Source organism: Kitasatospora sp. NPDC042419, assembly GCF_056437345.1.
In genome coordinates, this window is the sequence record NZ_JBWKAW010000049.1 from 13753 (window position 1) to 37067 (window position 23315).

Consider the following 23315-nt stretch of genomic DNA (forward strand, 5'->3'; position numbering starts at 1 on the left):
CTATCCGAAGCCGGGGACGATGAAGTGCTCGATCAGGGCCCACACGTCGGGGTCACGGCGCGACAGCCGCATGACGCCCCACTCCGCCGAGCCGGTCACGCCCTCTGGTGAGTCCTTGCGGCGGTAGAGGCGGGCGGCCTGGATGAGCGCGGCCTGCTCGATCTCCTCCGGGACAGCGGGCCATCCCCAGCGGGCGGTGACCCGTACGCGGCCGGCACCGGTGCCCCACGTCGACGTGGTGAGCAGGGCCGTGACCGGGCGGTCACGAGCGAGCGCGTTGTCGGGGGCGGTCTCGTAGTCGGAGACGGTCGACCAAGCGCCGGTCGTGCCGGTCTCGACGACGAGGCCGGTCGTACTGCCGATGTCGTCGACGACCAGGCGCTCGCCGTCGTCGCCGCATACGGTCCGCCCGGCAGGGCGGTAGACACGGGCGGTGGCGTCGGCGTCGAGGTAGAACCGGCGGCCAGTCGCGCGGTCGATCCCCCGGCACGCCGCCGTGAGCGCGGTGGTGAGCAGGTTGTCCCGGCTGATGTCCGCGTCGGCGAGGTTGAGCATCTCGCGCAGGTCGGCCAGGGCGGCGTACAGGGGGGCGGCCACTGCTACGCCCTGCGGCGCGAGCGGGGCCGCGTCTCGGCCGTGTCCGGCAGGTCCGCGGTCTCGACGTTCCCCTCCTCCGGTGTGGCCTCGGGCTCCTCCGGGTCCTGCTCGTCCTCGCCCTTGTCGGTGTCGGTGTCGGTGGCGTCCGGCTCGGTGACGGCCTCGGCCGCGCCGTAGCGGAGCAGCTGCTCGGCCTCGTCGTCGGGCACGGTGATCTCGCCGCCCTTGTCCGGCCAGTCCTGGCCGTCCCGGGTGCCGGAGATCTTGATCTTCATGCGTACGCGCACGGTGGTGCTCCTCTCGGGTGGATGGGGCCGGGGCGGGCCCGGGCGGGCCCGCCCCGGAGGGGATCAGGCGGCGTTGCCGATGAAGTGCTTGATGGCGCCGGTGGTGTCGACCTGGTCGCCGTCGCCGCGCAGGATCGCGCGGTAGGTGATCAGGTCGGTGTTGAACGCGAAGTCGTCCGACCGCTCGAAGCGGAGCGACTCAACCTGGCGGACGAAGTAGGTGGAGAAGTCGCCGAAGATGATCGACTTGGCGCCCAGCGCGACGGCCGGGACGTTCGGGTCGGTCCGGACCGGCTTGGCGAGGATCGTGTCCGGGGAGCCGGCCTGGAGTCCGGGCTGCCACAGGTACTGGCCGGTGGAGTCCTTCAGCTTGCGGATCGCGGCCACCGTGGCATCCCGCATGAGCCAGCCGCAGGAACCGGACTGCCGGTACGGGGCGATCACGCTGTAGAACATGTCGATCAGGTCGTCACCGTTCGGGGCGCCCGCGACCGATGCGGCGCCGGTCTTGCCGAGCGTCGACGCGGTCAGGACCCCGTTGGGCTTGGACGAGCCGTCACCGGTGACCAGGTGGGCGCCGAAGCCGTTGCCGAGCGCGCGGCCGGCCTGCATGGCGAGGTAGCCGAGCAGGTCGACGGCGGTGTCGTTCGCCAGCTCGTGGGAGACCTGGAGCAGGAACCCATACTTGTAGGCGTCCAGGGAGACCTGCCCAAACGTCGGCTCGTTCGCGGACAGGGTCCCGGCCTCGGCGACGATCCCCGCGGACGCGGAGTGCGCGGTGGTCTTCGGGATCTGCATCTGCTCGCCCGTCGACGTGCGCAGGACCGTCGGCCCGGCCGCCAGGACACCGGACGTCTCGATCATGTGCTGAACGAGCCGGTTGTAGAAGCTGATCGGGACGGTGTTCGCGCCAGCGGCCGCGGTCAGCTTGGACAGCGTGCGCTGGTCCAGCGGCAGGGACTTGTCGGGGGTGATGTCCAGGGAGCGGCTGCCGGACGCGCCGGTGAGCCAGTCGCGGACCCGCGTGAGCTCCTGGTCGGCTTCACTGCCCCGGCCCTCGGGGGCCGGCTCCTTCTCCAGGAGCTTTCGGAACGCCTCGTCGGCGTCCTTGGTGCGCTGCTCGGCCTCGAGCAGGGTCTTGACCCGCTCGTCGATCTGGCTGATCTCGGTGTTGATGCGCTGGTAGGTCTGCTCCTCCTCGGCCGTCAGGTCGCGCTTGTCGGCCTCGGCGGTGTCGAGCAGGGCCTTGGCCTGCTCCCAGGCGCTGGTGCGCCGGTCCTGAATCTGCTGAATGAAGCTGGGCATGTGCCCTCCTTGGGCATGACGACAGCGCCCGTGCGGCCGGTGGCCGGGGCGTCAGGTGATGGGTGTCGAGGTGGGTGTCGCCCTGCCTCAGGGGGTGCGGCGCTGGTCCAGCTCGGCGCGCCGCCGCCGGATCGCGATGAGCGGGTGGGTGTCGCCCTGCCCGCTCGGCGCGAGGTCGATGGTGATCGGGGGCTTGGCCCCCAGGAACCGGCCGAGCTCGCCCGACTCGGCGGCGGCTCGGACCTCGGCGAGGTCGGCGCCGGCCCTGTCGGCGAGCGACCGGAGCCCGGTCGAGGTGTCCATGTACGCGGGGGTGTTGACGGGGGCGACGTCGACGAGCGAGCCGGACAGCAGGGTGCGCAGGGGGAAGCCGTCCTCGGTCTGGGACCAGTCGTCGGCGAACGTGCGGAACGCGAAACTGGAGCGGCGGACGTCGCCACGCTGGACGAGCTCGTAGACGTCCTCGCGGGAGGCGGGGACGTCGACGCTGTAGTCGAGGCCGGTGCCGTCGACGAGGAGCCGCAGCGTCTCCGCCTCGGTGGTGCCGAGCAGCCGGTTGTCGTCGTGGTTGTAGCGGGCCATCACCTCGGGCCAGCCGTCGCCCTCCGACTTGGCGAAGAACCCGGAGTCGAGGCGCTCGACGAATCCGCCGAGGTTCTGGGACAGCCGGTTGAACTTCGCGGCGTAGCCGCCGATCTGCCGGGTCTGGCCGCTGTTGGCGCGGACCTCGACGAGGCCGCGGGTGAAGCGGCGCTCAGCGTCGCCCATGGTCATACCTCCTGGGTCGGGGTCCCTGCGGGAAGGGCGGGGAGCGGGCCGTAGATCTGGCCGGCGAACCCCTCGATGGGCGCCATGTTCTCCACGGCGCGGACGTCGTCGCGGTTCTTCCAGCCGTCGCGGATGGACATGCCGTGCGCGTTGTAGCGGTCGAGGAGCGAGGTGCGGATCATCGCGTCGACGTTGAACCGGACGTACTCGCGGCCGGGCATGAGGCGGGAGAACACGTTCTCCAGGCGGACCATCCACGGCCGCAGGGTCATCGCTGCCAGGTCGTTGGCCTCGGCCTCGACGTTGGCGTAGGTCATCGAGCTGCCGGAGTCGCCACCGACCTTGGTGGGCGGGACGCCGTAGATCGCGGCGATCTGCGTGGCGTTGAGTCGGAGCGACTCGATGAACTGCGACTCCTCCGGGCTCACGGACAGGGCGGTGAAGTCCCAGTCGGAGCCGATGACGAGCGGCTTTCGGGCCCGGATCCGCGCGGACAGGCGGTCGGAGATCTCCTCGGAGTCGGCGGGGGTGATGGTGCGCTGGGAGTTCTTCAACACGGCGGGCGGGGTGCCGCCGTTGGCGAACCAGCTGCGCCCGTACTCGGTGATGGTCAGGCCGAACCCGATGGTCTGGGCGAACGCGGCGACCGGGGACAGGCCGACGACGTGTCCGGGCAGGACGATCCACGGAATGTGGACGATGTCGCCTGTCTCGACGTGCCGGCCGCGCCAGTAGTAGACGGGCCGGATGGGGTTGGTCTCGTCGACCCAGACGTCGTCGGGGTTGAGCCACTCGATCATCGTGGGGAACCCGAGGGCGTCCCGCTGGGTGATCAAGCCGTAGGCGTTGCCGCGGAGCAGCATGCTCGTGAGGCACTTCGTCAGCCACGTCACTAGGTCGCCCTGAGTGTCCGGGGCCCAGAAGAGCTGGGGCACGAAGTTCAGCGGCTCGCGGGTGGAGCCGTCCCGGCGGAACAGTTGCAGCGGCAGGGTGGCCACGGACTGGGAGATGATCCGCACGCACGCGAACACAGGGATCAGGCTGAGGGCCCGTTCGGCCGACATGGCCGTCGGCGACGGGCCTCCGGCGCCCCAGGGGAGCGAGGTGATCGCCCGCTTCGTGATCTCGCCGAGCCGCCGGAACGGCGCGGCGAGCGCCCGGGTCCAGCGCGGCATACCGCCACCTCCTCTCATCCGATGCTGCTGAGTACGTCGTAGTCGTCCAGGACGGCCGGCCCCTTGGCGAGCAGCGCCCAGCGGGCCGCGGTCACCGCGACGAGCGGGGCGACGTCGACGAGGGACGCGGTGCGGTCGATGACCCAGGCGTCACCAACGCGGCGGGTCCGGCCGCCGTTGATCGCTGCGGTGAGCGGGGCTTGCTCGATGTGCCGGACGGTGTCCTGCCGGAGCGCGTCGGCGAGTTGTCCGCACGCCTCGGTCATGTCGCCGCCGCGCAGGACGACGAGGTGCCCGCGGTGCGGCTGGTCCTTCTTCTCCGGGACCGTGATCCCCGCGGCGACGAGGTCGTCGACGAGCGACCCGGCCGGGGTGCCCGCGCCGGAGATCGCGACGACCAGCGGTCGCCACAGCTTCGCCAGCTGGGCCACGGCCGGGACCACCCAGGCGGTACCGGCGCGGCGGTCGATGAGCTCCAGGTGCACGCGCCCGTCGGGCCGCTTGATCGCCACACCGATGCTGGCGTGCTTGCGGTCCTGCGAGACATCGACGGCGAGCGCCAGTTCCTCAGCGGCCGGCCGCGACGAGGTATCGCCGAGGCCCAGCCATTCAGCCTTCGGGATGTTCGGGTCAGACGGCGGTGTCGCCGTCCTCGTCCGGTTCAGATACGCGCGGTCGAACTCCGCCGGGTCCAGCTTCTCCAGCTCGGCCCGGATCGTGTCCTCGGTGACCGTGAACCCAAGCGCGGGCAGCGTGGCGTACCAGGTCGTCGGGTCGTCCCGGGGCATGGTCTCGGGGGCGAACCACTCGAAGTACGCCGCCCGTGGCCGAACCGCGGCCTCGTCCTCGGCGAGCGCGGCGAACAGGGCCTCGATCACCTCGCGGCCCTTGGCCCGCTTCTTGTTCAGCCAGGCCGACTTCTCCGTACCGCCCGCGGACGCCCACCACAGCTGAGCCATCGCGCGCGTCAGCATCGCAGGGGAGAACGCCTGCTCCAGGCGGTCGTCCTCGTGGGCGAACGCCTCGTCGATGAACCCGAGGTCGAGCGGCGGCCCGTGCCCCGCCTTCTCGGTGTTCGCGGTGATGCCCATGCGGGAGCGGGTCGCACCCCACAAGATCGCCTCGTTGCCGTTGCTCTTCCGGATCCGGGCCCGCTTCGCGAGCGGTGAGCCGGAGATCTTCTCCCAGAACTCGTCCTCCCAGCGTTGCCGGGCCATGCCCCGGGTCTGGGCGGCGTAGATGATGTTCTGCCGGGGGAACGCGAGCGCGCGGTGGACCTGCGCGCCGAGGGTGAGCTCGGTCTTTCCTTGCTGGCGGGAGACCGATAGGCCCACCTCGCGGTGGACGAACAGGCCGCTGGCCGGGTCGATCTCCAGGGCGACGTCGGTGACGTACTTCTGCCACGGCATCGGCGGGGCGCCGAGCGCGGCCATCACCTTCCACAGCTTCGGGCCCAGGCTGGGGAAGTCGGGGTTGCGCGGGGTACCCCAGCGGGGCGGGCACGTCAGCCCGTACCGGTCGAGGAGGTCGGCGGCAAACTCCGGCGGCGGCGCCCAGGTCTCAGACTGCTCCGAGGTCGCCGAGGTCGTCATCGTCGTCATCCACGGTCCGCCCCTCCAGCAGCGCGGCCACGGTCGCCCGCAGCTCGCGCGTCAGCTGAGGGAGAGTCCGGGCGTCGGTCACGCCGCGGACCAACGCCCCGCACTCTTCGCACGGAACGGGTCGGCCGCCGTCGACCAGCTCGGCGAGCCGTACAGCGGTCGCGGCGAGGGTCGGTTCCATGCCGGTGAGGTCGCCGAGCACCTCGATGTCCTCGGCCAGGGCGGCGCTCACGGCGCCGAGCTCGTCGACGACGAGGCTGGGGGTGTCTCCCCGCACGCTGCCTGTCCCGGCTGGTGCCTGCTCGGCGGCGTCCGGTGGGAGGAGGAGGGCGACAGGGACGCCGAATGCGGCCGCGATGGCGACCAGGTCGTCGGCATCGACCCGGCGGGTCGCGGCCTCGACGCGGGACAGGACCGACTGGGACATCGGCCGGCCCTCGGCGGCCAGACGCTCGCCGAGCGCCTCCTGATCCCAGCCGCGGGCCTCTCGTAGCCGAGTCACGGCCTGGCCCACGTGCATTCCGGCCGAGCCGATCTCCAGGGGGCGAGCAGCCATGGGGACCTCCCGACGTCTGGGGTCAGCAACCGCATATGGGCTGGTCAGGGCCGGGGGGAGAAAAATAAAAGCTGGGCGCGGGGCTGGGAAGCGGCCCGTCCCGAAAAACTCCGGGGCGCGCCGGGCGGGAGCAGCGGGTCAGGGGCCGGGTGTCGTTGCGATCATGCCCGGGTTGGTGTGCTCGTCGACGAAGTCGCCGCCGGTGGGGGTGGTGCGCTGGGAGTCGGGGTGCCCGACGGGCGGGTCCCAGCCCATGGCGATGAGCACGGCCTCGGTCTCCTTCGGGACGTAGAACCGTGCGGCCTCGACGTGAGTGCTGACGTCGAAGACGAGCAGCTCCAGCTCGATCACCGGGAGTTCGTCGACCTCGGCACGAAGGGTCAGTCCGCGGACGGCGCGGCTGATGTCCACGTCGTTGATCTTGATGGTGCCGTGGCCGGAGCCGTCGAGGGTGATCTGTGCCGAGCGGGGTTCGGGCATGGGCGCTCCTTCAGGGTCCTGCGTACCAGTCGCGGGAGGTGTTGAGCTGGGCGGCTTGGGCGAGGGGCTTGTCGCTCTTCTCGCCGTTGCAGTTCCGGCCGCAGGTGGGGCAGCGGTTGACGCCGTGGGCGGGGGCCCAGTTGTCCTGGTCGCGTGGGTCGCCGCCCTTGCTGACGGGGATGCGGTGGTCGATGACGTCGGCCTGGGCGTGGCCGCAGAGGTGGCAGACGTCGTTGGCGGCGAGGAAGGCAGCACGGGCCTTGCGGTAGCCGTACCCAGTGAGGTCGTTGCGCTTCGCCACGGGATCACCCCCGACATGACGAAGGCCCGCTCGGTGGCGGGCCTGTCGATGTCCAGGCACGCCGGACGTGGGGTCAGTGTTACACCCCTTTGGGGTGCGGATCAAGCGGCCTTGGCGGCGAGGCGTTGTTGTAGTTCGTGGAGGTCGACGAGGGCGCGGCCGGCGCGGTCGTGTCCGTGGCGGGTGAGGTGGCCTCGGTGGAGCCAGATGCGGATGGTTCCGGGGCGGGTGCCGGTGGCGGCCGCCGCGGCGTGGGTGTCGACGACGAGCGGTGTGTCCATGGGGACATGATGCGCCCCGCCGTACCGGACGCTGTTCCGGCAGGGCGGGGCGTAGGGGTCCGAGTCGCGGGCAGCCAGCCGCAGCGAATGGGGACTGGCTGCCACGGTAGCGGCGGGGTCTGACAGTTCAGTGGCCGCAGCTGGGTCGTGTCCACCAGCCGCACGTCTCGCAGTACGTCATGGGATGCTCCTCAGCGCTCTTCGCCGTCGGCGAGGCCGTCCCACGGCTCCTGGTCGGTCAGCTGCTCAGCGGCGGCCGCTTCCTCGGCGGCCCAGCGCGCCTCGTCCTCGGCGTCGAGGCGGTACTCGTCGGCGCGTTCCATCTCGTACAGCTCGTCGGCACCGAGGACGTCAGCGTTGGTCATGTCGTCGTAGTCGGACACGTGGATCTCCTAGGGGTAGACGGCCCGGGAGAGGGCCGGGAGACGGTGGTAGACGGCGCGGTAGACGTGCAGGTCAGGCCGCGTCTACCTGGGCGGGAGACGGGGCCGTCTCCTCGGTGGGGAAGTGGTGGTCGAGGTCGGCCGCGCGGACCCCGCGGGTGGGCACTCGGCCCACCTTCACGCGGGGGTCGACGGGGATGCCGAGGGCCTCCAGACGGACCCTCAGGTCGGCCACCTTCCAGCCCTTCCCCTGGCCGTGCTCCTGAAGGTGGGCGAGGACCTCGGAGAGGTGCACTGCGGGACGCTCGCCGAGGACATCCCGGAGGAGCTCCACGGCGGCCTCCGCCGGGTCGGCCGCCGGGGGCTGCTCCTCGTCGTCGGCGAGCTTCTCCTCGGCGTCCTCGGCGGGGGTGGCCGCGCGCCATGCGGCCCGCAGCCACAACGCGGTGAGCAGCCACATGATCCAGGGCATCGCCCGCGCCAGGGCGAGCGCGCCGTACGCCACGACGGCGAGGCCCACCAGGCGGACGACCGGCCCGAGGGCGGCGGTCCATCCGGTGAGGTCGTCCCGGCGGCCGGCGGCGACCCAAGCAGCGAGCGCCTCGGAGCGCTGCCGGGCGACGATGACGCTCCCGGCGGCGAGGCGGCCGATCACAGGACGCCCGCGCTCTCGAACGCGGCCCGGCCCGCGTCCCCGGCCTGGTTGACGAGGCCGGGGAGGAAGGAGAGCGCCCCCGCGACGCCAGCGGTCGCGCACAGTGTCGCGCCGCAGAATGCGCCGCCGGCCATCCGCTTGCGGTCGTCCTTCCCCGCCTTCCTCCAGGCGAAGACGACGCCGACAGCGAGGAAGAAGACGACGATGGCGCCCTCCTCGCTCAGGCTGCCGGACAGAGACCCGCGGGCGAGGGCGGTGCCGGACTGCGCACCGGTCACGGCGCCGACGGCTTTCGCGCCGGCCGCGCTGCCGACTGCCGGGGCGCATCCGGCGAGCCAGCCGAGGAGGCCGCCGGCGCACATGGCGCTGAGGATGCCGAGGGCGGCGCCTTTGCCGAACGGGGCGAGCATCTTCGGGTCGCGGCTGCCGGTCCACCAGGGGCGGAGGTTGGCCCAGAGGATGACGATCGTGAGCGCGAGCCCGGCGAGGGTGAGGGCGGCCTGGTTCATCGGGTGACTCCGGTGGTGATGGTGACGATGTCGAAGGGGTCGAGGGCGCCGAAGATGAGGCCGGTAAAGGCGATGACGGCGGCGATGAGGAAGCGGAGCGCGCGGGTGCGGTGCAGCGCGCGGGCGGCGAGCAGCAGGGGCACGGTGGTGAGGGCGTAGGCCCAGGGGGCGCCGACCTCGGTGCGGGCCTCGCCGACGGTGTAGGCCCAGACGCCGGCGAGGCTGTAGCCGACGCCGGGGATCGGGACGAGCGAGGCGAGCAGCGCGGCCACGAGCTTCCAGGGGGAGGCGATGCTCGTGACCCACGCCCACAGCCGTTCCCCGCGGGTCGGCTCCGGGGGCTCCTCGACGGGGAGGAGCCGGACGTGGATCTCGATCGGCTCGATGGGCCCGGGCGGCGGGGCCTCGTGCCAGGGCATCGCCGTCGGCGGGACGGGCGGGGCCGGGGGCGTGGGCGGCGCTGCGGGGGCGGTGCGCCACGGGGGGATGTCGTCGGGGCCGGGCGGCCGCTCGGGGAGCGGCGCGCCCGCGGGGATGATCCGGGTCGGGACGATCGGGAGGTCGGTCACGCGGTCCTCCGGGCCATCCGGAGCGTCCGGAGAACGCTCTCCTCCTTGGCGTTGGCGTCGACGACCTTGCGGACGTAGCGGAGGACGGCGTCCGGGTCGGTGATGTTGCAGGAGAGGGCTGTCCGGACAGCCTCCGCCATGGTCACGGGCCCGGAGCTGGGGAGCTCCGGAACATCCTCCGGGGTCTCCTCCTCGTCCTCCGGAGAGGTCCGGAGGGCGGTCTCCTCGGCGGCGACGAGGCCGCGAGCGCGGGCCAGGTCGCGGCGGACGGGGATCAGGGCGAGCTGGCCTTCGGCTTCGGCGCGCTGTGCGTCGACCCACTGCTGTGTACGCGGGTTGAGTCGGTGGGCGAAGCTGCGCAGGACGAGTGTCCACATCCACTTTGCGAGGCCCGACACGGCGGCGCCGATGATGCCGACGGTGAGGGAGTCCTCGGCGCGCCCGTGGGCGGCGATGGCGAGCATGGCGATGACGAGCGCGACCCATCCGGCCTTGCGGGGTGCGGCGGCTCGGGCGGGGTCGTAGCGGGCGAGCCACTCCAGGGCCATGCAGCCGATCCACATGAGGTCGAAGACGCCGGCGGCGGCGTAGGCCGCGGCCGGGGGGACGTCGACGGCGAGGAGGGCGCCGATGCTGACGGTGGACCAGGTGACGGAGGCGAGTCCGATGAGTCCGGATCCGGTGAGGACGGCGGTCCGGACGGTGCGGTCCCAGTCGCGGGGCGGGATGGGGACCTGGACGGTGTAGGGCTCGTCGACGAGGACGGTGTGGCCGTCGATGGTGTGGGGGACCTTGCGGGTCTCGGTGATGGTGCGGGTGCGCATCAGGAGGCGCTCCAGGAGGTCTTGTGGAGCAGCAGTGCGTACTCGCCGCGGGTGATGGGGCGGTCGATGTTCGGCATGCGGCCGAGGAGGGCGCGCTCCAGGTCCTCGGCGGCGTCCTCGTCGCGGGGGTGGGTGACGTACGCGGCGGACAGGGCGATCGCCATGCGCGCGGCGTCGGTCATGAGGACCTGGGGCCGGCGGGCGGTGAGGCGTGCGGCGATCCAGTGGAGGCCGTCACGGATGGGCGCGTCGGTACGGGTCTGGCGGAGGGCTTCGTCCTGCTGGGAGAGCTGGGTTCGGTCAGCCACGGCTGGTCACCGCCTCGGTGTGCATGTCGAGGATCAGGCCGAGCTGCTTGTGCTCGAGGTGGGTGAGGCGGCCCATCGAGGCGCGGCGGGCGTCGGCGGCCTCGGTGAGGGTGCGGCAGCGGTTGCAGCGCTCCTCGTGGCCGGCCTGTGCGGCAGCGCGGTACGTGGCGGCCAGATGGGTGCCGGTGGAGTGGGTGAGCTGGGTACGCTCGGGCATGGCCTTCTCCTGGTGATGTCAGGGGTGGGCTGGCCCTGGCGGGTCTGGACACCCGTCGGGGCCGTTGTGCACTGGTGGAGCGGTGCTACTTCCATCACTGTAGGGGGACCCCCTACAGTTTGGGAAGTGGCCCGCCGAAGAGAGGGGCCGGATGAGCGAGGAGGTGCGACGGGTGTTCGATGCCATCGAGGCGCTCGAAGGGATCGCCGACCCGCTGGAGCGGGCGAAGGCGTTGGGGCAGGTGCTGAAGGCACTGCCGGACAAGAACAAGGCCTTGAAGGCGGCCCGGCAGCAGGCTGTGGCCGAGCTGATGGCACGCCCGAACGCGTCGCTCCGGTCGGTGGGTGCCGAGCTGGACATCAGCTTCAGCACGGTGCAGGACATCATGAAGGGCTACTCGGGCTCCGGCTCGCAGCGGCCGAGGAAGGCCTCGGAGGAGTGACGTGATCGAGCATGAGCACACGCCGGCTGACGTCGCCCTGGGCACTGTCACGCTGTGCGCCACCAGGGAGATACACGGCGGGATGAAGTGGGCGCACTTGCCCGTTGACCGAGCGCTGTGGGCCGACGAGTCGCTGCGGGACGGGTTCCGGGCGCGGGTCCGGCGCGAGGTGAACGACATGTCGGCGGCCGTTGAGGTGGTCGAGGCTCCGTAGGCGCGTACGCGCGAAGGCCCCCGTCCGGATTCGTCCGGCGGGGGCTTCGTTGTGTCCGGGCGGATCGCCTGTCCGGACCGGTCCGGATGCAGTCCGGAGGCTCCGGATCCAGGGTGGGGGGATGGACGAGGAGCAGCCGCATGTGGTCGTGAATCCGCCGGGCCCGGACGGTGGCCGGACGGTCCGGATCGGCGACGACATCCCGGGCAGGGCGTTCAGCATGGGCGACGTGGTCGAGTTCCTCAGGCGCGCGGGCTGGCTGGACGCGGAGTCGTGGCCGCCGATCGAGTGGCGCGGCGGCGGGCCCGAGGTGTGGGCCCCGGAGCCGCCGGCGTCGTCGTGATCAGGCGGCTTGGGCCGCGTCGTGGTGGATGAGGTCGCGGAGGGCGGTCCAGGTCGCGGGCGGGTAGGTGGTGGTGCACCACTGGCAGGTGACGAGCCGATCGCCGGGCGGGAGCCGGAGGATCGCGCCGCAGAGCGAGCCGTCGGCGTGTTCGGCGGGGCAGGGGCCGAGGCGGGTGCCGGTCGGGCGTTCGCGGGCGCCGATGATGCTGGCGATGTCGCCGTGGAGGTCGCGGATCTCGCGGGCGAGGTCGCCGGCCTCGGGCCAGCAGGTGCTGATCCAGTCGACGGAGTGGAGGAGCGCGCCCGCGGCGAGCGCGATGCGGTTGGGGATGCCGACGGCGGGGGTGGGCGGGCCCCAGCGGCGGGCGTCGTGGAGGGCGGTGCGCCAGTCCTCCAGGATGCCGACGATGCCGCCGGGCCCGCGCAGGTTGAGCACCGGCTCGGAGACGGGCAGTGGGGCTTCGGCGTGGCCGGTGCGGCCGCCGCCGGGCTCGCGGGTGGCCGAGGGGGTGAGGAAGGGTTCCAGGGCGGTGTAGAGGCGCGGCATGCGCTGGAGCCGGTCGGCGAGGGCTCGGGTGCAGCCGGGGCAGAGGTAGCCGTGCTCGACGGGGGTCTCGCACATGCCGCAGGTGGTCATCGGGTCTCGTCCTCCTCGACGGTGCGGGTCTCGGTGCGGTCGACCCGGACGACGCGGAGCGGCCCGTAGTCGCTCGTCTCGGTGGCCCAGTCGAGGGCCGCGTCGGCGCTGTCGAAGCTGGGGCTGAGCTCGTACCACTGGCCGGTCGGCTTGTGTGCCTCGATGGCCCACTCGGTCTGGACAGCGGGCTCGTCGTGGCCGGGGCAGGGCTCGCCGTCCGGGCACGTGTGGACGTCCGGTGCGAGGTCGCCCCGGAGCGCCTCTGCCCGCTCGGGCTCCAGCTCCAGCCAGTACGGCTCCCCGTCGGGCCCGGAGAGGCAGACGATGACCGTGTCGTCGTCGCCGTGGAGGACGTCGCCGAGGCCCCAGCGGAGCGGTGTGGGGTCGTCGGCGGTGGTCGGGTCTGACTCTCCGACGGCGGTGCACGCCTCCGGTTCGGTGTCGCACACGCACGGCGTGGTGTCCGGCTGTTGTCCGCTGGCCTGGCGAGCGGCGGCCCGGATCCCGGCGGCGTAGTCGAGCATCGACCGCCACTCCCAGTCCTGGGTGTACGTGCAGGCGGGGTCGGGGCAGATCCAGCCGGTGTGCGTGGCGTCGAGGACGGGGCTGCGGCCGGAGGCGTGCTCCTCGGTGCCACAGACGCGAGGCGGCCGGGTGCCGTGCTCCTGGTAGCCGTTGAGGGCCTGGACCTGCTCGGAGGTCCACGGCGCGCGGATGACATCGGTCATGTGCTGCTCCTGGTGTTGGGGCCGGGCCGCCACGGGGACGACCCGGCAGACGGCGGGGGGTCAGTCGAGGACGGTGTCGATGAACTCCTGCTCGTCGACTGCTTCGCGGTCGCAGCAGCGGACGCAGAAGCGGGGGCGGCGGTAGCGGCCTTCGATGCGGGCGAGGCACCAGCGGTCGTCCTGGTCTTCGAGACCCGCGATATGGACTGCGGCTTCGACGAGGTCGACGCGGCCGATGACTTCGATGCAGTCGTGGAGGGGCTTGTAGGGGAAGAGGGGGCGGGTCTGCTTGCAGCGCTGGCAGGTGCCTTCGGCGGGCGGCGGGGTGGGCATGGGGTTCTCCTTCAGGCGGGGGTGATGGTCCAGCCGCTACGCCGGAGTTCGCGGGTGATGCGGGTGGCGCGTGCGTGGTCGTTTTCGCCGAGGGTGGTGGCGTCCTGCTCGGCGGCTTCGATGACGGCGAGCGCGGCCGCAGGGATGGCAAGCTGCCCGGGGACCTCGGTGGTGGGTGGCTGGTCGAGGAGTGCGCGGGTGGCGGCCAGGCGCCCGGCCGGCGTCACTCCGGGTCCTCGGCCGTCTGGTTGTTGATGGCCGGGTAAAGGTCGGGGAAGGCGAGGCACTCCTGCACGACGATGGCGGTGACCCAGCTGTCCTTGGGGTGCTTCTCGCCGCGGGGGTGGAGGGTGCCTTGGACGTAGCCCATGACGGCGGCGTCGCGGACGAGGGCGCGTTCGCGGTCGGTGAGGGTGGCGTAGAACTCGGCAGCGGTGTTCTGGCGTTCCGCGTCGCGCTGGACGATGTCGGCAACGAGCCAGTCGGGCAGGCTGTTCATGCGGCGCTCCTCATGGCTTCTGTGGCGGCTTGGACGCGGGCGGGGTGGTACTCGCGGCGGTCGCGTCCGTTCGTGCGGCAGCGCTGCCCACGGGGGGCGCGGCAGGCGTCCCACGGACAGGCGATCGACCGGGGGTCGGCGAGGCCGGAGCGGACCAGACGCTCGCGTTCGACGGCCTCGGGCCGGAGGGCGGCCAGGGTGTCCTTCACCGAGGCGGGCATGTAGGTGCCCATCTGGTCGAGGCGGGCCTGAACTTCGGCGGCGGCCGGGCCGGCGGTGATGGCCCGGAGTTCGTTCGGCGGTCGGGCGCCGATGGCGACGGCGTGGCGTTCGGCGGCGAGCGCGGCGCGGTAGCCGGCCTCGTCGTCGGGGTGGAGCTCGGGGTGGGCGGTGGGCTCGAAGGTGCCGATGTGACGGCCGAGGCGGTCGGCGACGGCAGCGGTCCAGCGGGTGGCAATGTCGGCCGGGAGGATCGGCCACGTGGACTTGGTGTAGTGCTCGTGGGCGTAGCGGACGGCGGCGTCGTACGGGACGTCGGCGAGGATGCCGGCCCACATGAGGACCTGGGCTCGTCGTTCGATCTTGTCCTCGCGGCGGACGCGGGGGTCGGCGAGGGCGATCTCGGCGAGAAGCTGGGGGATCTGCTCGGGTTCCATCAGGCACCTCCTGCTGTGCGCTTGGCGCGGAGTTCGTTGGCGATGTCCTGCATGTCGGCGAGGTACTCCTCGGCGGCGGACGGGGGCCCGGCGAGCGGCTGGGGGCCGGTATAGGTGGTGGCTTGGAGGCCGGCCCATCCGGCGAGGAAGTAGCGGGCCGAGTAGGGCGGGGTCTTGGCGTTCTTCCAGGCGCGTTCGGCGTGGTCGACGAGGGCGGCTACGCCGACGCGGCGTACGGCGTCGCGGAGTTCGATCCACTGCTCGCTGCTGAAGGTCCAGGAGACGCGCATGCCGCGGTGCTCCATGGCCTGGATGAGGGGGTCAATCTCTCCTCTTCCGCTGCTGGCCGGAACCACGTCGGTGCCGGGCCTGTCGGCGGAGGGGGTAGGGGAGGAGGTACTCCCGTAGGGAGTACTGGATGGGATGGGAGGGGATGGGACACCCGTCGCACCCTGGAGGGTGTCACGCTGTGACATGCCCCTCTGACCTGCGATTCCTTCCGGAAACAGGTCCTCATTTTCGTCGTCGTTTGGAGCGAAACTCGCGCCATTTTCGCGCGAATTTGAGTCGAGATTGGCGCCAGAATCGCGGGAGTTTCTGTTGTTGCGAGCGCTGTCGCGGCCCTTCTGCTGCCGCTGCCGACCCGCCTCACGGGCCGCCTCGATCTGCTTGCGCGACCGGTTGTAGTCGAGGAAGTCGTGCATGAAGTAGTCGCCGATGGCCGGCTGCTGGCACTTCGAGTGCGAGCAGCCGTGGCCGGTGGGGTGGAGCATGCCGACGTCGACGAGCTTGCGGATCTGGGCCGGGGTGCCGTAGTCCCTGACGATGGCGCCGTCGACGTGGCCGTCGGTGAGGTGCTTCGCGCAGTGCGCTCCGAGGCGGGTGAAGAGTCCGGCCGCAGCGTTGCCGGCCTTGCGGACCTTCGGGTGGGTGTCGAACCCGTCGTCGAGCGCGAACCACGGCATGTGCGGCTTCTTCCTGGAGTGCGGGGAGGGTGGTTCGGGGCCCGGGGCTCGCGGCCCCGGGCCGGGGGGTCAGGCGGCGTCGGCGGCCTGGCGGCGGAGGCGGCGGCGCTCGCGCTCGGACAGGCCGCCCCATACGCCGAACCGCTCCTCGTGGCTCAGGGCGTAGTCCAGGCAGCGGACCCGAATCGGGCACGCCAGGCACACCTGCTTGGCGTCCTTCGTCGAGCCGCCCTTCTCCGGGAAGAACACCTCGGGGTCGGTCTGGGCGCAGACGCCGTCGTCGAACCAGTCCGGGGTCTTCAGGGCGAGCGTCATGCGACGGCCCCCTTGTCCTGGTGCTGGCCGGCGCGGAGGTTGCGGAGGATGTCCCGGACGTAGCCGGGCGTCATGTCGAGCCGGGCGGCGATCTCCTCGTGACCGAAGCCGAAGCTGGCCAGGTGAAGGATCTCCTCGCGGCGAGCCGTAGCCAGCTCGTGGGAGTTCAGCTGCTGCTCGGTCGAGGCCGGGGTGGCGTCAGGCAGGTCGATCGCGTCGTCGTCCCACGCGGCCGGCGGCGGCCATCCAGCGGCGGCTGCCGTGTTGCAGGCCCGGGCGTACGCCTGATTGCCGACACCGTGGTGACGAGGGTTCTTGTCCCACAGCTCGGCGTACACAGCGCGCACGGCGAGCGCGGTCCGGGCCATCACGTGGCCAGCCCGGAGTGCGCGGGAGAAGTTGTTGGGCTGCATGCCGATTCGGGTGGAGAGGTGGACCTGAGGCCAGCCGATGGCGATCAGGGCCTGGATGCGCCGGTGGGTGCCGGTCGCGTCGACGGGCGTGCTCGGGCCGATCGTTTCGAGGGTGGCTTCCACCCGCAGAACGGCCTCGGCATTCGCGGGCCGGACCTTCTCCTGCGGGCCCGTGCCGCGGTGGGGCCTCCCGACGAGGACGGCCTGAAGCCGCCGCCGGTCAACGCCGGACAGCTCGGCAACGCGGCGCATTCCCATGCCAGCTTCACGGAGACGGAGGAGGTGATCGCGGACGGGCTGGGCATCGACGAACGGCTTCCAGGTGCCGTAGGCGATGGCTCGGGCGCGGGCCTCGTAGTACTGGGAGTGGGCGAAGCCGCACGTGTAGCAACGGCAGTTGTCGATCTTGTAGCGGGCGTACCCGTGAGGGCGGCTGGTGCCCGCGGCCGGGAGGCGGGTCATCCCGGCCGCGGGAGACGGAGTGGAGGTCACGCGTGGACCTCCTTGTCGTGCGCGTGGTTGGCGGCAGTCACCTCAGCGAGCCGCAGGGCCAAGGCCTTGTTGGCCGCCTTCTCCATGGCGAGCTGGCGGCGGAGTTCGGCGGTCTGCTCGTCGTCGACGACGCCGGTCCGCAGCTGCGCCACGATCCGGGTGAGGCGCTGGATCCGCAGCTCCAGACCGTCGACGTGCGCGGCATCGGCACGGCCGCGGACGAGGGCGGCGATCCGGTCCTCGGCGGAGCGGCGCGCGGCACGCTCGGCCATGAGGACCTTGCTCTCCTCGTCGAGGATGTGGGTGGTGGCGGAGGCCGCGAGGTTGAGGGCGGCAGTCATGTGGCGGCGGGTCACGATGGGAAGTCGCATCACGCCACCTCGTCCTCGTCGATGGCGTCCTGGTCCCAGCCGTCGGACGTGGTGTCGTCGCGGGTCACGGTGTACTCGGTGTCCACCGGGGACGAGACGGCCGGCGGGGTGCTCGGCGTGGTGAGGGCGGTGATGTTCAGCGGCGGCTTCGGCTCGACGAGCTCGGCGTGGACCGTGCCCTCCAGTTCCTCCGCGGCGTACGGCATGCCGTGCAGCGCGTCGGAGGCGATCAGCCGGGACAGTTCGCCGGTCGCACGGGCCACGAGCATGTTCTGCGGCTGCTTCTTCCACTCCGGCTTCTCGGTGAGCTTCATCAGCGCCGCACGGGCCAGGTCCCAACGCACCTGCTGCCACGTCTCGGACCCCTTCCGGCGGCCGCGCATCACGCAGTGCTGGGGGGTCGACTCAACGAGCTCGATGTCGTGCCCCTGCTTCTGGACCACGGCGCGCATCGCGTGTGCCCTGAGGGCGGGGGTGCCCTGGATGACGTCGATGGACTTGAGCGTGGCCATCGGACTGAACCCGAGCTCTGCACCGGCGAGGATCGCGGCGGCGATGTCGCCGGGCTTGCCGCGCAGGGACTGCGGGACGAACGAGGTGCCGGCCAGCTTGGTCGCCATCTGGTAGGCGAGGTCTGCTTCCTGGGCCCACGCCATGAGGGCAGTGGTTCCGGCGGTCGGCGTGACGGTGGCGGGCTGCTGCTCGGCGGGCAGGGCGTCCTGCTCGCGGGTGGCGATCTCGGTCACGGCAGGTACTCCTCGGCTTGGCGGATCGTGTCCCACGTCGGCATGCCGATCTGCGGGATTTCGGTGGTGGGCCCGGTCCAGTCGGGCCAGATGCCGGTGGACTCGCACTCGGCGTAGATGCGCAGCGCGCGGTCGTTGCGGGCGCGGCCGATGTCGCGGTCCTGCTGGTGGAGTTCCCGGACGGTGATCAGGTACGGGGCGGTCTTGGACTGGAAGACGAAGACGAACCGGACCTGCTCCGGGGCCAGGACGGCCTGGATGCCGTCGATGTAGAACGCGTCCTGCTGGTGATAGCTGTGGTCCCGGATCGCCCGGGACACGGCCACCGGGGAGGCGTCCGCGCAGGTCTTGTAGTCGACGCACAAGGTCAGGCCCGGAAGCTGCTTCAGCCAGTCCGGCCGGACGCGGCAGCGGACACCAGTGCCCGGATCCGTCCAGTACAGCGACTGCTCGGCCAGCCCCCTGCCCGGGGCCAGCAGCGGACCGGCCAGCGGATGGGCCCGCAGGGCGTCAGCCATGGCGTGGACCTGGTCGAACTCCGCCTGCTTCAGCGGGATGTCTTTGCGGTCCCGGATCTCACGGATCTTGGCCTTCGCCACGTTGGTGTCCCAGCGGGCACCCTCGACGACCTCTAGGTCCGGACCCTCGCCTAGGACCAGCTTGTGTGCGGCGTGCCCCACGTCGAACGTCTTCTTCGGCGCCGGCGGCTGCTCGCGGTCGTGCTTGAACTGGGCCGGACAGCCCGGGACGAGGAGCGCGCGGAGCCCCGAGGAGGAGATCGACGACCGGTCCGCGTGGTACACCTCGGCCGGAATCCCGTCACGCATCTCCGGGGCGGTCAGAACGGGGGTGCCCATTCGGGACCCTCCTTCGGCTCGCTGTCCGCATGACGCCACTGGGTGCCGTTCTCGGTCTGGTGCCAGGCGTGCAGGTCACCGCCCGCGTGCGGGCCGAGGACGCAGCGTCGGAGAGAGCCGGTCCTCGGGTTGAACAGGGCCTCCGGGCAATGGAGTTCGGTGCTCACGCAACGCCTCCGCAGGTGCAGTCCTCGAACGTGTGGCCCTGGGGGCAGCGGCCGGTGGTCTGCCGGGGGATGGTGGGCAGGTCACGGCCGAGGGCGTAGTCGTGGTGGTTCGGCCCGTCGTGCGGGTCCTCCAGCTGCCGGGCCTGCCACTGAGCGATCTCGCCAGCCGAGAAGCGGGGGATCGAGTCGTTCGGGTCCTCCGCCTGCCGCTGCTGCGGTACCGGCGGCAGGGCCGGGGCGTTGACCGTCACGCCGTCGGCGGCGTTCCGCACAAGGGCCACCCACTCCGGCACCGGCAGCGGCTGCTCCCACTGCGTCGCCTGCTTCTCCGCCGCGTCGCACACCGCGTACACGGCGTTCAGGCACCGGTTCACGTAGGCCAGCTCGTCGGCCACCGTCGGCTCGACGCCCACGTACTTCTTGAGCGTGGCCTCCAGCTCGGCGATCCGGTCCCGCTGTACCCGCAGCTGCTCGGCCGCGTCGGACAGGGCCTCGTTCGTGGTGTGCCGCTCCGTCCGCAGACGGGACACCTCCTCGACGAGCTCCGGCAGGAGCCAGCCGCCGACCTTTGCCCGGTCCTCCGGGTCCAGCAGCAGGGCAACCGGGTGGCCGCCGATGGTGACGGCGCCGATCGTGAGGAACGGCTTCTCCTCCGGCGCGGGCTCCATCGCTACGTCGAACCGGCGCACGATGAACGGGTCCTGGCGGGCGGTCATGCGGCACGCTCCACCAGCTGGGCCAGCGGCACCGTTGCCGCCATCGACACCTGTACGTCACGCCACACCGTCGACAGGCGGAACGGGTACACCGTGCGACCGTCGAACACGTACGGCATGCCCTGCGCCACCTCGGCACCCAGTACCTCGGCGTACGCCTCCAACGCCGAACGAGACTCCTCGTGCAGGAATCCGTTCAGCGAGCCCGTCAAAGCGTCGATCGACCAGCCAGCGGCGCTCAGCTCCGGGTGCTCCTGCAGCAACTGCGTGAGCGCCAGCACGGCGCCCAACTGCGGGCTACGGGTAGGGTTGTGGTTCACGTCCACTCCTTGTCAGTGGTCGAGGGGTCGCATGCGGACCAGGCCCGGTCCGGGCGGCCCCGACTGCTTTCTCAGCCGGTTCGTACGGCCGCGCCGCGAGCGGGCAGCGGCCGGAGATTGGCCAGCGGGTGGGCTCCGGAGGCCGGCGCCGGGGCGAGGGCGAGAGCGCCCACCGTCGGCTCGTGGTGGTGCAGAGCGTCAATACGCTCCAGGTCCGCGTCGGTGAAGGTGACGACGCGCCCCTTCTTCGAGTGCGGCAACCGCTTGATGTGTCGACGGAGCCACGACTCCTCGACACGCAGTGCCTCGGCGGCCTCGGAGTACGTGTAGCGGGTCACGCTGTCACCGCCAGGTCCGGGCTGACGACGCCGAGTTCGGCGCGCTGCATCGGGACCCAGAGGATCAAGAAGTCGACGCCGATCACGGCGGCGATCTTCCGTGCGGATTCCTCCGGCACGGACTCCTGCTCGCCGGTCAGCAGGTTGCCGATCGTTCCGCGGCCAACGCCAGATCGTGCGGCGAGACGGCGGACGCTTACGGCTTCCCCGGTGCCCGTGCGGCGCATCAGGGTTCTGAGGAGTTCGGTGCTGACCAGTCGGTACAGCAGGACAGGTGTGCTCATGTCCACCTCGTGCGGCATTTCGTTGCACTGCTTGGATGGCTTGAGCATTGCATAGCTTGGACGTTCTGTCCATCTGCTTGGACGTGCGTGTGGGGATCTCGTCAAAACACCAGTGCGCCCTAGCGCGCGCCGCTGTATTGCGTGGACACTTCGTCCAGCGGCTTGGATGGCAGACCAAGTGCTACCAGGGGGGAAGTGCCAAATGCCTCTCTGGCCCCATGGACACCCCACAGCCCATGACATGACACGGAGTGGCAGGATGAGCCTCATGGCTACCGAAGATCGCTCGCGCGCGGAGGCCCCGCGGCCCGCGCTCAGGGAGCTCGTCAAGAGACGTCGGGCTGAGCTCGGCCTCAGCTACGTCAAGCTCGCGCTCCGATGCGTGGACCCGGAATCGGGAGTCCAGACCGTCAAGGACTCGTGGCTCCATCGACTGGAGACGGGGCAGTCCGTCATCCCGCCCGAGTATCCGGCGATCGTCGGCCTGGCCGCCGGCCTGCAAGTCCCCCTGTATGCGGTGCAGGCCGCCGCCGGGGAGCAGTTCTTCGGCATCTCGACGGTGGAGGCAGGGTCCAGCCGGGCGCGCGCCCTGCTGGCCCGCGCGGATCGGATGACCCCCGAGCAGGTTGATGCCCTGGCGGCGTTCCTCGACGTCGTGGCTCCGAAGGAGTAGCTCTCTGGCATATTCCGGGCCAGCGCCTCACGGAGCGTGAGTGCCGGGTGCAGGGTGTAGTCAAACCTTCATCGACCTGGCAGCATGAACCATCCGCCTGGGGGGCGTGCATGTCCGGTAGCCTGCATATGCCGTGCCGATCGAACTGGTGATCGAACGGCGTGGGCCACGCCAATGGGGGTCACATGGCTGACGAAGGAACGGCGAAGCGCGAGCAGCACGAGCAGCGTCCGTCCGTCCGCATCGAATTCGTACCCAAGGAGCAGATGCCAGACGGCCACATCGTCGTCCCGATCGAGGTACCCGGCACGCTCGTATGGGGAGTCCTCGAAGGCGAGATGAGCGACGACCTCCGCGACGAGATGAACCGCTGCCTCCAGCACATCATCGGCTCCGGCCTCTGGCGACAGAACTGGGACGGGGACGAGACGCCCCCGCCCCACCCCCATTAAGCGCTCTTCACCGAGTGCAGCCCCGTCCGCGGTGCGGGAGCAGCCATCGCCGCCTCGACGGCCACCGCGATGTCGTCGTCGAGGCCCTGCACCAGGTGCCCGTACCGGTCCACGGTTGTCTGGATGCTCTCGTGCCCCAGTCGAATCTGAATGGCTGGCAGCGGGATCCTGGCCGCGATCAGCCATGAGACGTGGGTGTGTCGAAGGTCGTGCAGCCGGGGTCGCTTCGGCAGCCCCTTCTCCATGGCCTTCTGTACTGCCGGCAGCCACTTCCGGTTGTAGTAGTTCGCGTGCCGCCACGACTTGCCCGTGGTCGTACGGAACAGGTAGTCGTCCGGCTGCATGCCGCTTGCATGCCGCCGTGCCACCTCGACCTGCGCCGGCGCCAGGCGCAGGAGACGACGGGCCTTCTTCGTCTTCGGCGGCCCGAGGTAGAACGCGCCGCTGGCGGTGCCCTTCTTCGCCTTCTTCCATGCGCGCTGGACGTTGGCCGACGGGCGGTCCGAGTTCAGGCTCAGGTCGGAGATCCTGAGGGCCGTGGCCTCGCTCCAGCGCATCCCGGTGCCGACGAGCCAGTCGGCCAGGTCGCGGGCATCCGGGTCGGTGATCTCGGCGGCGATCCGCTGGTACTCCTCGCGCTCGAGGAACGTCATCTCCTCGTCGACGTGGTCGTCGACGCGGGGGAGGCGGGTCTTCGCGCAGCAGTTCTTCGTGCGGAGCTGGGGTTCGGACTCCACGGCGGCCTGCACGATGCAGTAGAGCAGCCCATGGCGGTTCCGGATGGACTTGGGGTCGGCTTCCCGCCGGAGCCACTTCTCCGGGTCGTCAGGGTCCCTCTCGCCGTCCTCCTCGAGGCGGACCCAGTCGGATACATCGTCCTGCGTGAGGTTGCAGATCGTCGCCTCGCGCTCCGTGCCGGCCGGGTCGGTGTGCCGGATGAGGGAGAAGTGGATGCGGATCTCGCGGTGGTAGTCCTCGCGGGTCCGGTCGTCGATGCCGGTGAGCCGATCAACGTAGCGTGTGGCGTACGCCACAAGGGACATGTCGCCCGGGACCTTGGGCTGCTCGACGAATCCCTCGCCTCGCACCCAGCCGTGCGGCCAGCGGCCGCCGTGGGCCTCGACGAGGCCCTTGAACTGATCGGCCGCCGGGCGCTCGCCGAAGTTCTCCGTCTGCCACTGTCCGTCCTGGCGCCACTTCACCTGGAAGGTGGCGGTTCCGTCCTTCTTGGGCCGTTCCACGATGCTCGCCATGGGCAGACGATACGACCGGCATCGGACACCCGTGTTCCCACGATGTTCCCAAAGTCCGGGGCATGAAGAAGGCCTGACCCGTTTTCACAGGTCAGGCCTTGATCATTCAGGGTGAGTAACGGGACTCGAACCAGTTTTGTTACCCACTTTTGACCTGCGGCGATGCGGTAAATGGGGACAAACTGATGTCTTTCGATGACGCTCGATGACGCGGAATGCGGCCGAGGAGTGGGGCCTGTTCCCACGGGAACACCCTCGGGAACAGCGGGCCGTGGCCCCCATG

At 71.1% G+C, this 23315-nt stretch carries 40 protein-coding genes; 5 read left to right on the forward strand and 35 right to left on the reverse strand.

All coding sequences use genetic code 11. The annotated features are described in order from the left end of the window. From AC067J_RS41635 to AC067J_RS41715, 17 genes are all read right to left on the reverse strand, one after another. Positions 1-597 carry a phage gp6-like head-tail connector protein gene (locus tag AC067J_RS41635; protein ID WP_478308027.1) on the reverse strand — a complete coding sequence of 199 codons (597 nt, stop codon included), beginning with the start codon at positions 595-597 and terminating at the stop codon, positions 1-3. A 2-nt stretch (positions 598-599) separates the two neighbouring features. Then, the gene (locus tag AC067J_RS41640; RefSeq protein ID WP_478308028.1) at positions 600-884 is read right to left on the reverse strand and encodes a hypothetical protein; all 285 of its coding nucleotides are present in this window, start codon (positions 882-884) and stop codon (positions 600-602) included. Between the two features lie 63 nt (positions 885-947). Then, entirely contained in the window at positions 948-2189 is a 1242-nt protein-coding gene (locus AC067J_RS41645) for a phage major capsid protein (protein ID WP_478308029.1), read from the reverse strand. Positions 2190-2276: 87 nt separating this feature from the next. Continuing rightward, positions 2277-2957: an HK97 family phage prohead protease gene (locus AC067J_RS41650; protein WP_478308030.1), complete on the reverse strand. Its 681-nt coding sequence runs from the start codon at positions 2955-2957 to the stop codon at positions 2277-2279. Between the two features lie 2 nt (positions 2958-2959). Continuing rightward, positions 2960-4132, reverse strand: a complete 1173-nt coding sequence (locus AC067J_RS41655; protein ID WP_478308031.1) for a phage portal protein — start codon at positions 4130-4132, stop codon at positions 2960-2962. Positions 4133-4146: 14 nt separating this feature from the next. After that, positions 4147-5733, reverse strand: coding sequence for a terminase large subunit domain-containing protein (locus tag AC067J_RS41660; RefSeq protein ID WP_478308032.1), 1587 nt, complete (start codon positions 5731-5733; stop codon positions 4147-4149). After that, entirely contained in the window at positions 5693-6289 is a 597-nt protein-coding gene (locus tag AC067J_RS41665; protein WP_478308033.1) for a helix-turn-helix domain-containing protein, read from the reverse strand. The genes AC067J_RS41660 and AC067J_RS41665 overlap by 41 nt, the downstream gene beginning before the upstream one ends. 138 nt (positions 6290-6427) lie before the next feature. Further along, on the reverse strand, positions 6428-6769 hold the full coding sequence (locus AC067J_RS41670; RefSeq protein WP_125751364.1) for a hypothetical protein: 342 nt from the start codon (positions 6767-6769) through the stop codon (positions 6428-6430). Between the two features lie 10 nt (positions 6770-6779). Continuing rightward, positions 6780-7070 carry an HNH endonuclease gene (locus AC067J_RS41675; protein WP_478308035.1) on the reverse strand — a complete coding sequence of 97 codons (291 nt, stop codon included), beginning with the start codon at positions 7068-7070 and terminating at the stop codon, positions 6780-6782. Between the two features lie 101 nt (positions 7071-7171). After that, on the reverse strand, positions 7172-7351 hold the full coding sequence (locus tag AC067J_RS41680; RefSeq protein ID WP_478308037.1) for a hypothetical protein: 180 nt from the start codon (positions 7349-7351) through the stop codon (positions 7172-7174). Positions 7352-7542: 191 nt separating this feature from the next. Beyond that, positions 7543-7734: a hypothetical protein gene (locus AC067J_RS41685; RefSeq protein WP_478308038.1), complete on the reverse strand. Its 192-nt coding sequence runs from the start codon at positions 7732-7734 to the stop codon at positions 7543-7545. Between the two features lie 73 nt (positions 7735-7807). Next, on the reverse strand, positions 7808-8389 hold the full coding sequence (locus AC067J_RS41690) for a hypothetical protein (protein WP_478308039.1): 582 nt from the start codon (positions 8387-8389) through the stop codon (positions 7808-7810). After that, entirely contained in the window at positions 8386-8898 is a 513-nt protein-coding gene (locus tag AC067J_RS41695; protein ID WP_478308040.1) for a hypothetical protein, read from the reverse strand. The genes AC067J_RS41690 and AC067J_RS41695 overlap by 4 nt, the downstream gene beginning before the upstream one ends. Next, positions 8895-9467: a hypothetical protein gene (locus tag AC067J_RS41700; RefSeq protein WP_478308041.1), complete on the reverse strand. Its 573-nt coding sequence runs from the start codon at positions 9465-9467 to the stop codon at positions 8895-8897. Before AC067J_RS41700 ends, AC067J_RS41695 begins: the two co-directional genes overlap by 4 nt. Beyond that, positions 9464-10291, reverse strand: a complete 828-nt coding sequence (locus tag AC067J_RS41705; protein WP_478308043.1) for a protein transporter Sec31 — start codon at positions 10289-10291, stop codon at positions 9464-9466. The genes AC067J_RS41700 and AC067J_RS41705 overlap by 4 nt, the downstream gene beginning before the upstream one ends. Next, entirely contained in the window at positions 10291-10599 is a 309-nt protein-coding gene (locus AC067J_RS41710) for a hypothetical protein (protein ID WP_478308044.1), read from the reverse strand. The genes AC067J_RS41705 and AC067J_RS41710 overlap by 1 nt, the downstream gene beginning before the upstream one ends. Further along, positions 10592-10816, reverse strand: coding sequence for a hypothetical protein (locus AC067J_RS41715; protein WP_478308045.1), 225 nt, complete (start codon positions 10814-10816; stop codon positions 10592-10594). The genes AC067J_RS41710 and AC067J_RS41715 overlap by 8 nt, the downstream gene beginning before the upstream one ends. Before the next feature lie 151 nt (positions 10817-10967). On the opposite strand from AC067J_RS41715, the gene AC067J_RS41720 reads away from it, so the two are divergent. From AC067J_RS41720 to AC067J_RS41730, 3 genes are all read left to right on the forward strand, one after another. Beyond that, complete coding sequence (locus AC067J_RS41720; RefSeq protein WP_478308046.1) at positions 10968-11258, forward strand: hypothetical protein; 291 nt, start codon at positions 10968-10970, stop codon at positions 11256-11258. Position 11259: 1 nt separating this feature from the next. Then, the gene (locus AC067J_RS41725) at positions 11260-11472 is read left to right on the forward strand and encodes a hypothetical protein (protein ID WP_478308047.1); all 213 of its coding nucleotides are present in this window, start codon (positions 11260-11262) and stop codon (positions 11470-11472) included. Between the two features lie 121 nt (positions 11473-11593). Then, on the forward strand, positions 11594-11815 hold the full coding sequence (locus tag AC067J_RS41730; protein WP_478308048.1) for a hypothetical protein: 222 nt from the start codon (positions 11594-11596) through the stop codon (positions 11813-11815). Here the strand turns inward: AC067J_RS41730 and AC067J_RS41735 are convergent, their stop codons facing one another. The 17 genes from AC067J_RS41735 to AC067J_RS41815 form a co-directional block, all read right to left on the reverse strand. Next, positions 11816-12454 carry a hypothetical protein gene (locus tag AC067J_RS41735; RefSeq protein ID WP_478308049.1) on the reverse strand — a complete coding sequence of 213 codons (639 nt, stop codon included), beginning with the start codon at positions 12452-12454 and terminating at the stop codon, positions 11816-11818. After that, a complete protein-coding gene (locus tag AC067J_RS41740) occupies positions 12451-13182 on the reverse strand; it encodes a hypothetical protein (RefSeq protein ID WP_478308050.1) in 732 nt (243 codons plus the stop codon). Before AC067J_RS41740 ends, AC067J_RS41735 begins: the two co-directional genes overlap by 4 nt. Before the next feature lie 60 nt (positions 13183-13242). Next, entirely contained in the window at positions 13243-13515 is a 273-nt protein-coding gene (locus AC067J_RS41745; RefSeq protein WP_478308051.1) for a hypothetical protein, read from the reverse strand. Positions 13516-13526: 11 nt separating this feature from the next. After that, positions 13527-13742, reverse strand: a complete 216-nt coding sequence (locus AC067J_RS41750) for a hypothetical protein (RefSeq protein ID WP_478308052.1) — start codon at positions 13740-13742, stop codon at positions 13527-13529. Beyond that, positions 13739-14014 (reverse strand): hypothetical protein, encoded by a 276-nt coding sequence (locus AC067J_RS41755; RefSeq protein WP_478308053.1) that lies wholly within the window; start codon positions 14012-14014, stop codon positions 13739-13741. The genes AC067J_RS41750 and AC067J_RS41755 overlap by 4 nt, the downstream gene beginning before the upstream one ends. Beyond that, a complete protein-coding gene (locus AC067J_RS41760; RefSeq protein ID WP_478308054.1) occupies positions 14011-14670 on the reverse strand; it encodes a zinc finger domain-containing protein in 660 nt (219 codons plus the stop codon). The genes AC067J_RS41755 and AC067J_RS41760 overlap by 4 nt, the downstream gene beginning before the upstream one ends. Continuing rightward, complete coding sequence (locus tag AC067J_RS41765) at positions 14670-15635, reverse strand: hypothetical protein (RefSeq protein WP_478308055.1); 966 nt, start codon at positions 15633-15635, stop codon at positions 14670-14672. Before AC067J_RS41765 ends, AC067J_RS41760 begins: the two co-directional genes overlap by 1 nt. A 69-nt stretch (positions 15636-15704) precedes the next feature. Next, positions 15705-15950, reverse strand: a complete 246-nt coding sequence (locus AC067J_RS41770; RefSeq protein ID WP_478308056.1) for a WhiB family transcriptional regulator — start codon at positions 15948-15950, stop codon at positions 15705-15707. Further along, positions 15947-16825: a hypothetical protein gene (locus AC067J_RS41775; protein WP_478308058.1), complete on the reverse strand. Its 879-nt coding sequence runs from the start codon at positions 16823-16825 to the stop codon at positions 15947-15949. Before AC067J_RS41775 ends, AC067J_RS41770 begins: the two co-directional genes overlap by 4 nt. A gap of 26 nt (positions 16826-16851) precedes the next feature. Next, positions 16852-17226, reverse strand: a complete 375-nt coding sequence (locus AC067J_RS41780) for a hypothetical protein (RefSeq protein WP_478308059.1) — start codon at positions 17224-17226, stop codon at positions 16852-16854. Then, entirely contained in the window at positions 17226-17972 is a 747-nt protein-coding gene (locus tag AC067J_RS41785) for a hypothetical protein (RefSeq protein ID WP_478308061.1), read from the reverse strand. Before AC067J_RS41785 ends, AC067J_RS41780 begins: the two co-directional genes overlap by 1 nt. Further along, positions 17969-18829 carry a PD-(D/E)XK nuclease-like domain-containing protein gene (locus AC067J_RS41790; RefSeq protein WP_478308062.1) on the reverse strand — a complete coding sequence of 287 codons (861 nt, stop codon included), beginning with the start codon at positions 18827-18829 and terminating at the stop codon, positions 17969-17971. Before AC067J_RS41790 ends, AC067J_RS41785 begins: the two co-directional genes overlap by 4 nt. After that, on the reverse strand, positions 18811-18996 hold the full coding sequence (locus AC067J_RS41795; protein ID WP_478308064.1) for a hypothetical protein: 186 nt from the start codon (positions 18994-18996) through the stop codon (positions 18811-18813). The genes AC067J_RS41790 and AC067J_RS41795 overlap by 19 nt, the downstream gene beginning before the upstream one ends. Next, on the reverse strand, positions 18993-19712 hold the full coding sequence (locus AC067J_RS41800) for a hypothetical protein (protein ID WP_478308066.1): 720 nt from the start codon (positions 19710-19712) through the stop codon (positions 18993-18995). The genes AC067J_RS41795 and AC067J_RS41800 overlap by 4 nt, the downstream gene beginning before the upstream one ends. Continuing rightward, positions 19709-20032, reverse strand: coding sequence for a hypothetical protein (locus AC067J_RS41805; protein ID WP_478308067.1), 324 nt, complete (start codon positions 20030-20032; stop codon positions 19709-19711). The genes AC067J_RS41800 and AC067J_RS41805 overlap by 4 nt, the downstream gene beginning before the upstream one ends. A gap of 71 nt (positions 20033-20103) precedes the next feature. Next, positions 20104-20370, reverse strand: a complete 267-nt coding sequence (locus AC067J_RS41810; RefSeq protein ID WP_478308069.1) for a helix-turn-helix domain-containing protein — start codon at positions 20368-20370, stop codon at positions 20104-20106. Next, positions 20367-20702 carry a helix-turn-helix domain-containing protein gene (locus AC067J_RS41815; RefSeq protein WP_478308071.1) on the reverse strand — a complete coding sequence of 112 codons (336 nt, stop codon included), beginning with the start codon at positions 20700-20702 and terminating at the stop codon, positions 20367-20369. Before AC067J_RS41815 ends, AC067J_RS41810 begins: the two co-directional genes overlap by 4 nt. Positions 20703-20922: 220 nt before the next feature. On the opposite strand from AC067J_RS41815, the gene AC067J_RS41820 reads away from it, so the two are divergent. After that, positions 20923-21327, forward strand: coding sequence for an XRE family transcriptional regulator (locus AC067J_RS41820; RefSeq protein ID WP_478308073.1), 405 nt, complete (start codon positions 20923-20925; stop codon positions 21325-21327). 185 nt (positions 21328-21512) lie between these two features. Then, positions 21513-21779 carry a hypothetical protein gene (locus AC067J_RS41825; RefSeq protein ID WP_478308075.1) on the forward strand — a complete coding sequence of 89 codons (267 nt, stop codon included), beginning with the start codon at positions 21513-21515 and terminating at the stop codon, positions 21777-21779. Here the strand turns inward: AC067J_RS41825 and AC067J_RS41830 are convergent. After that, positions 21776-23032: a tyrosine-type recombinase/integrase gene (locus AC067J_RS41830; protein ID WP_478308076.1), complete on the reverse strand. Its 1257-nt coding sequence runs from the start codon at positions 23030-23032 to the stop codon at positions 21776-21778. The two genes, AC067J_RS41825 and AC067J_RS41830, sit on opposite strands and share 4 nt — an antisense overlap. Positions 23033-23315: the final 283 nt, after the last annotated feature.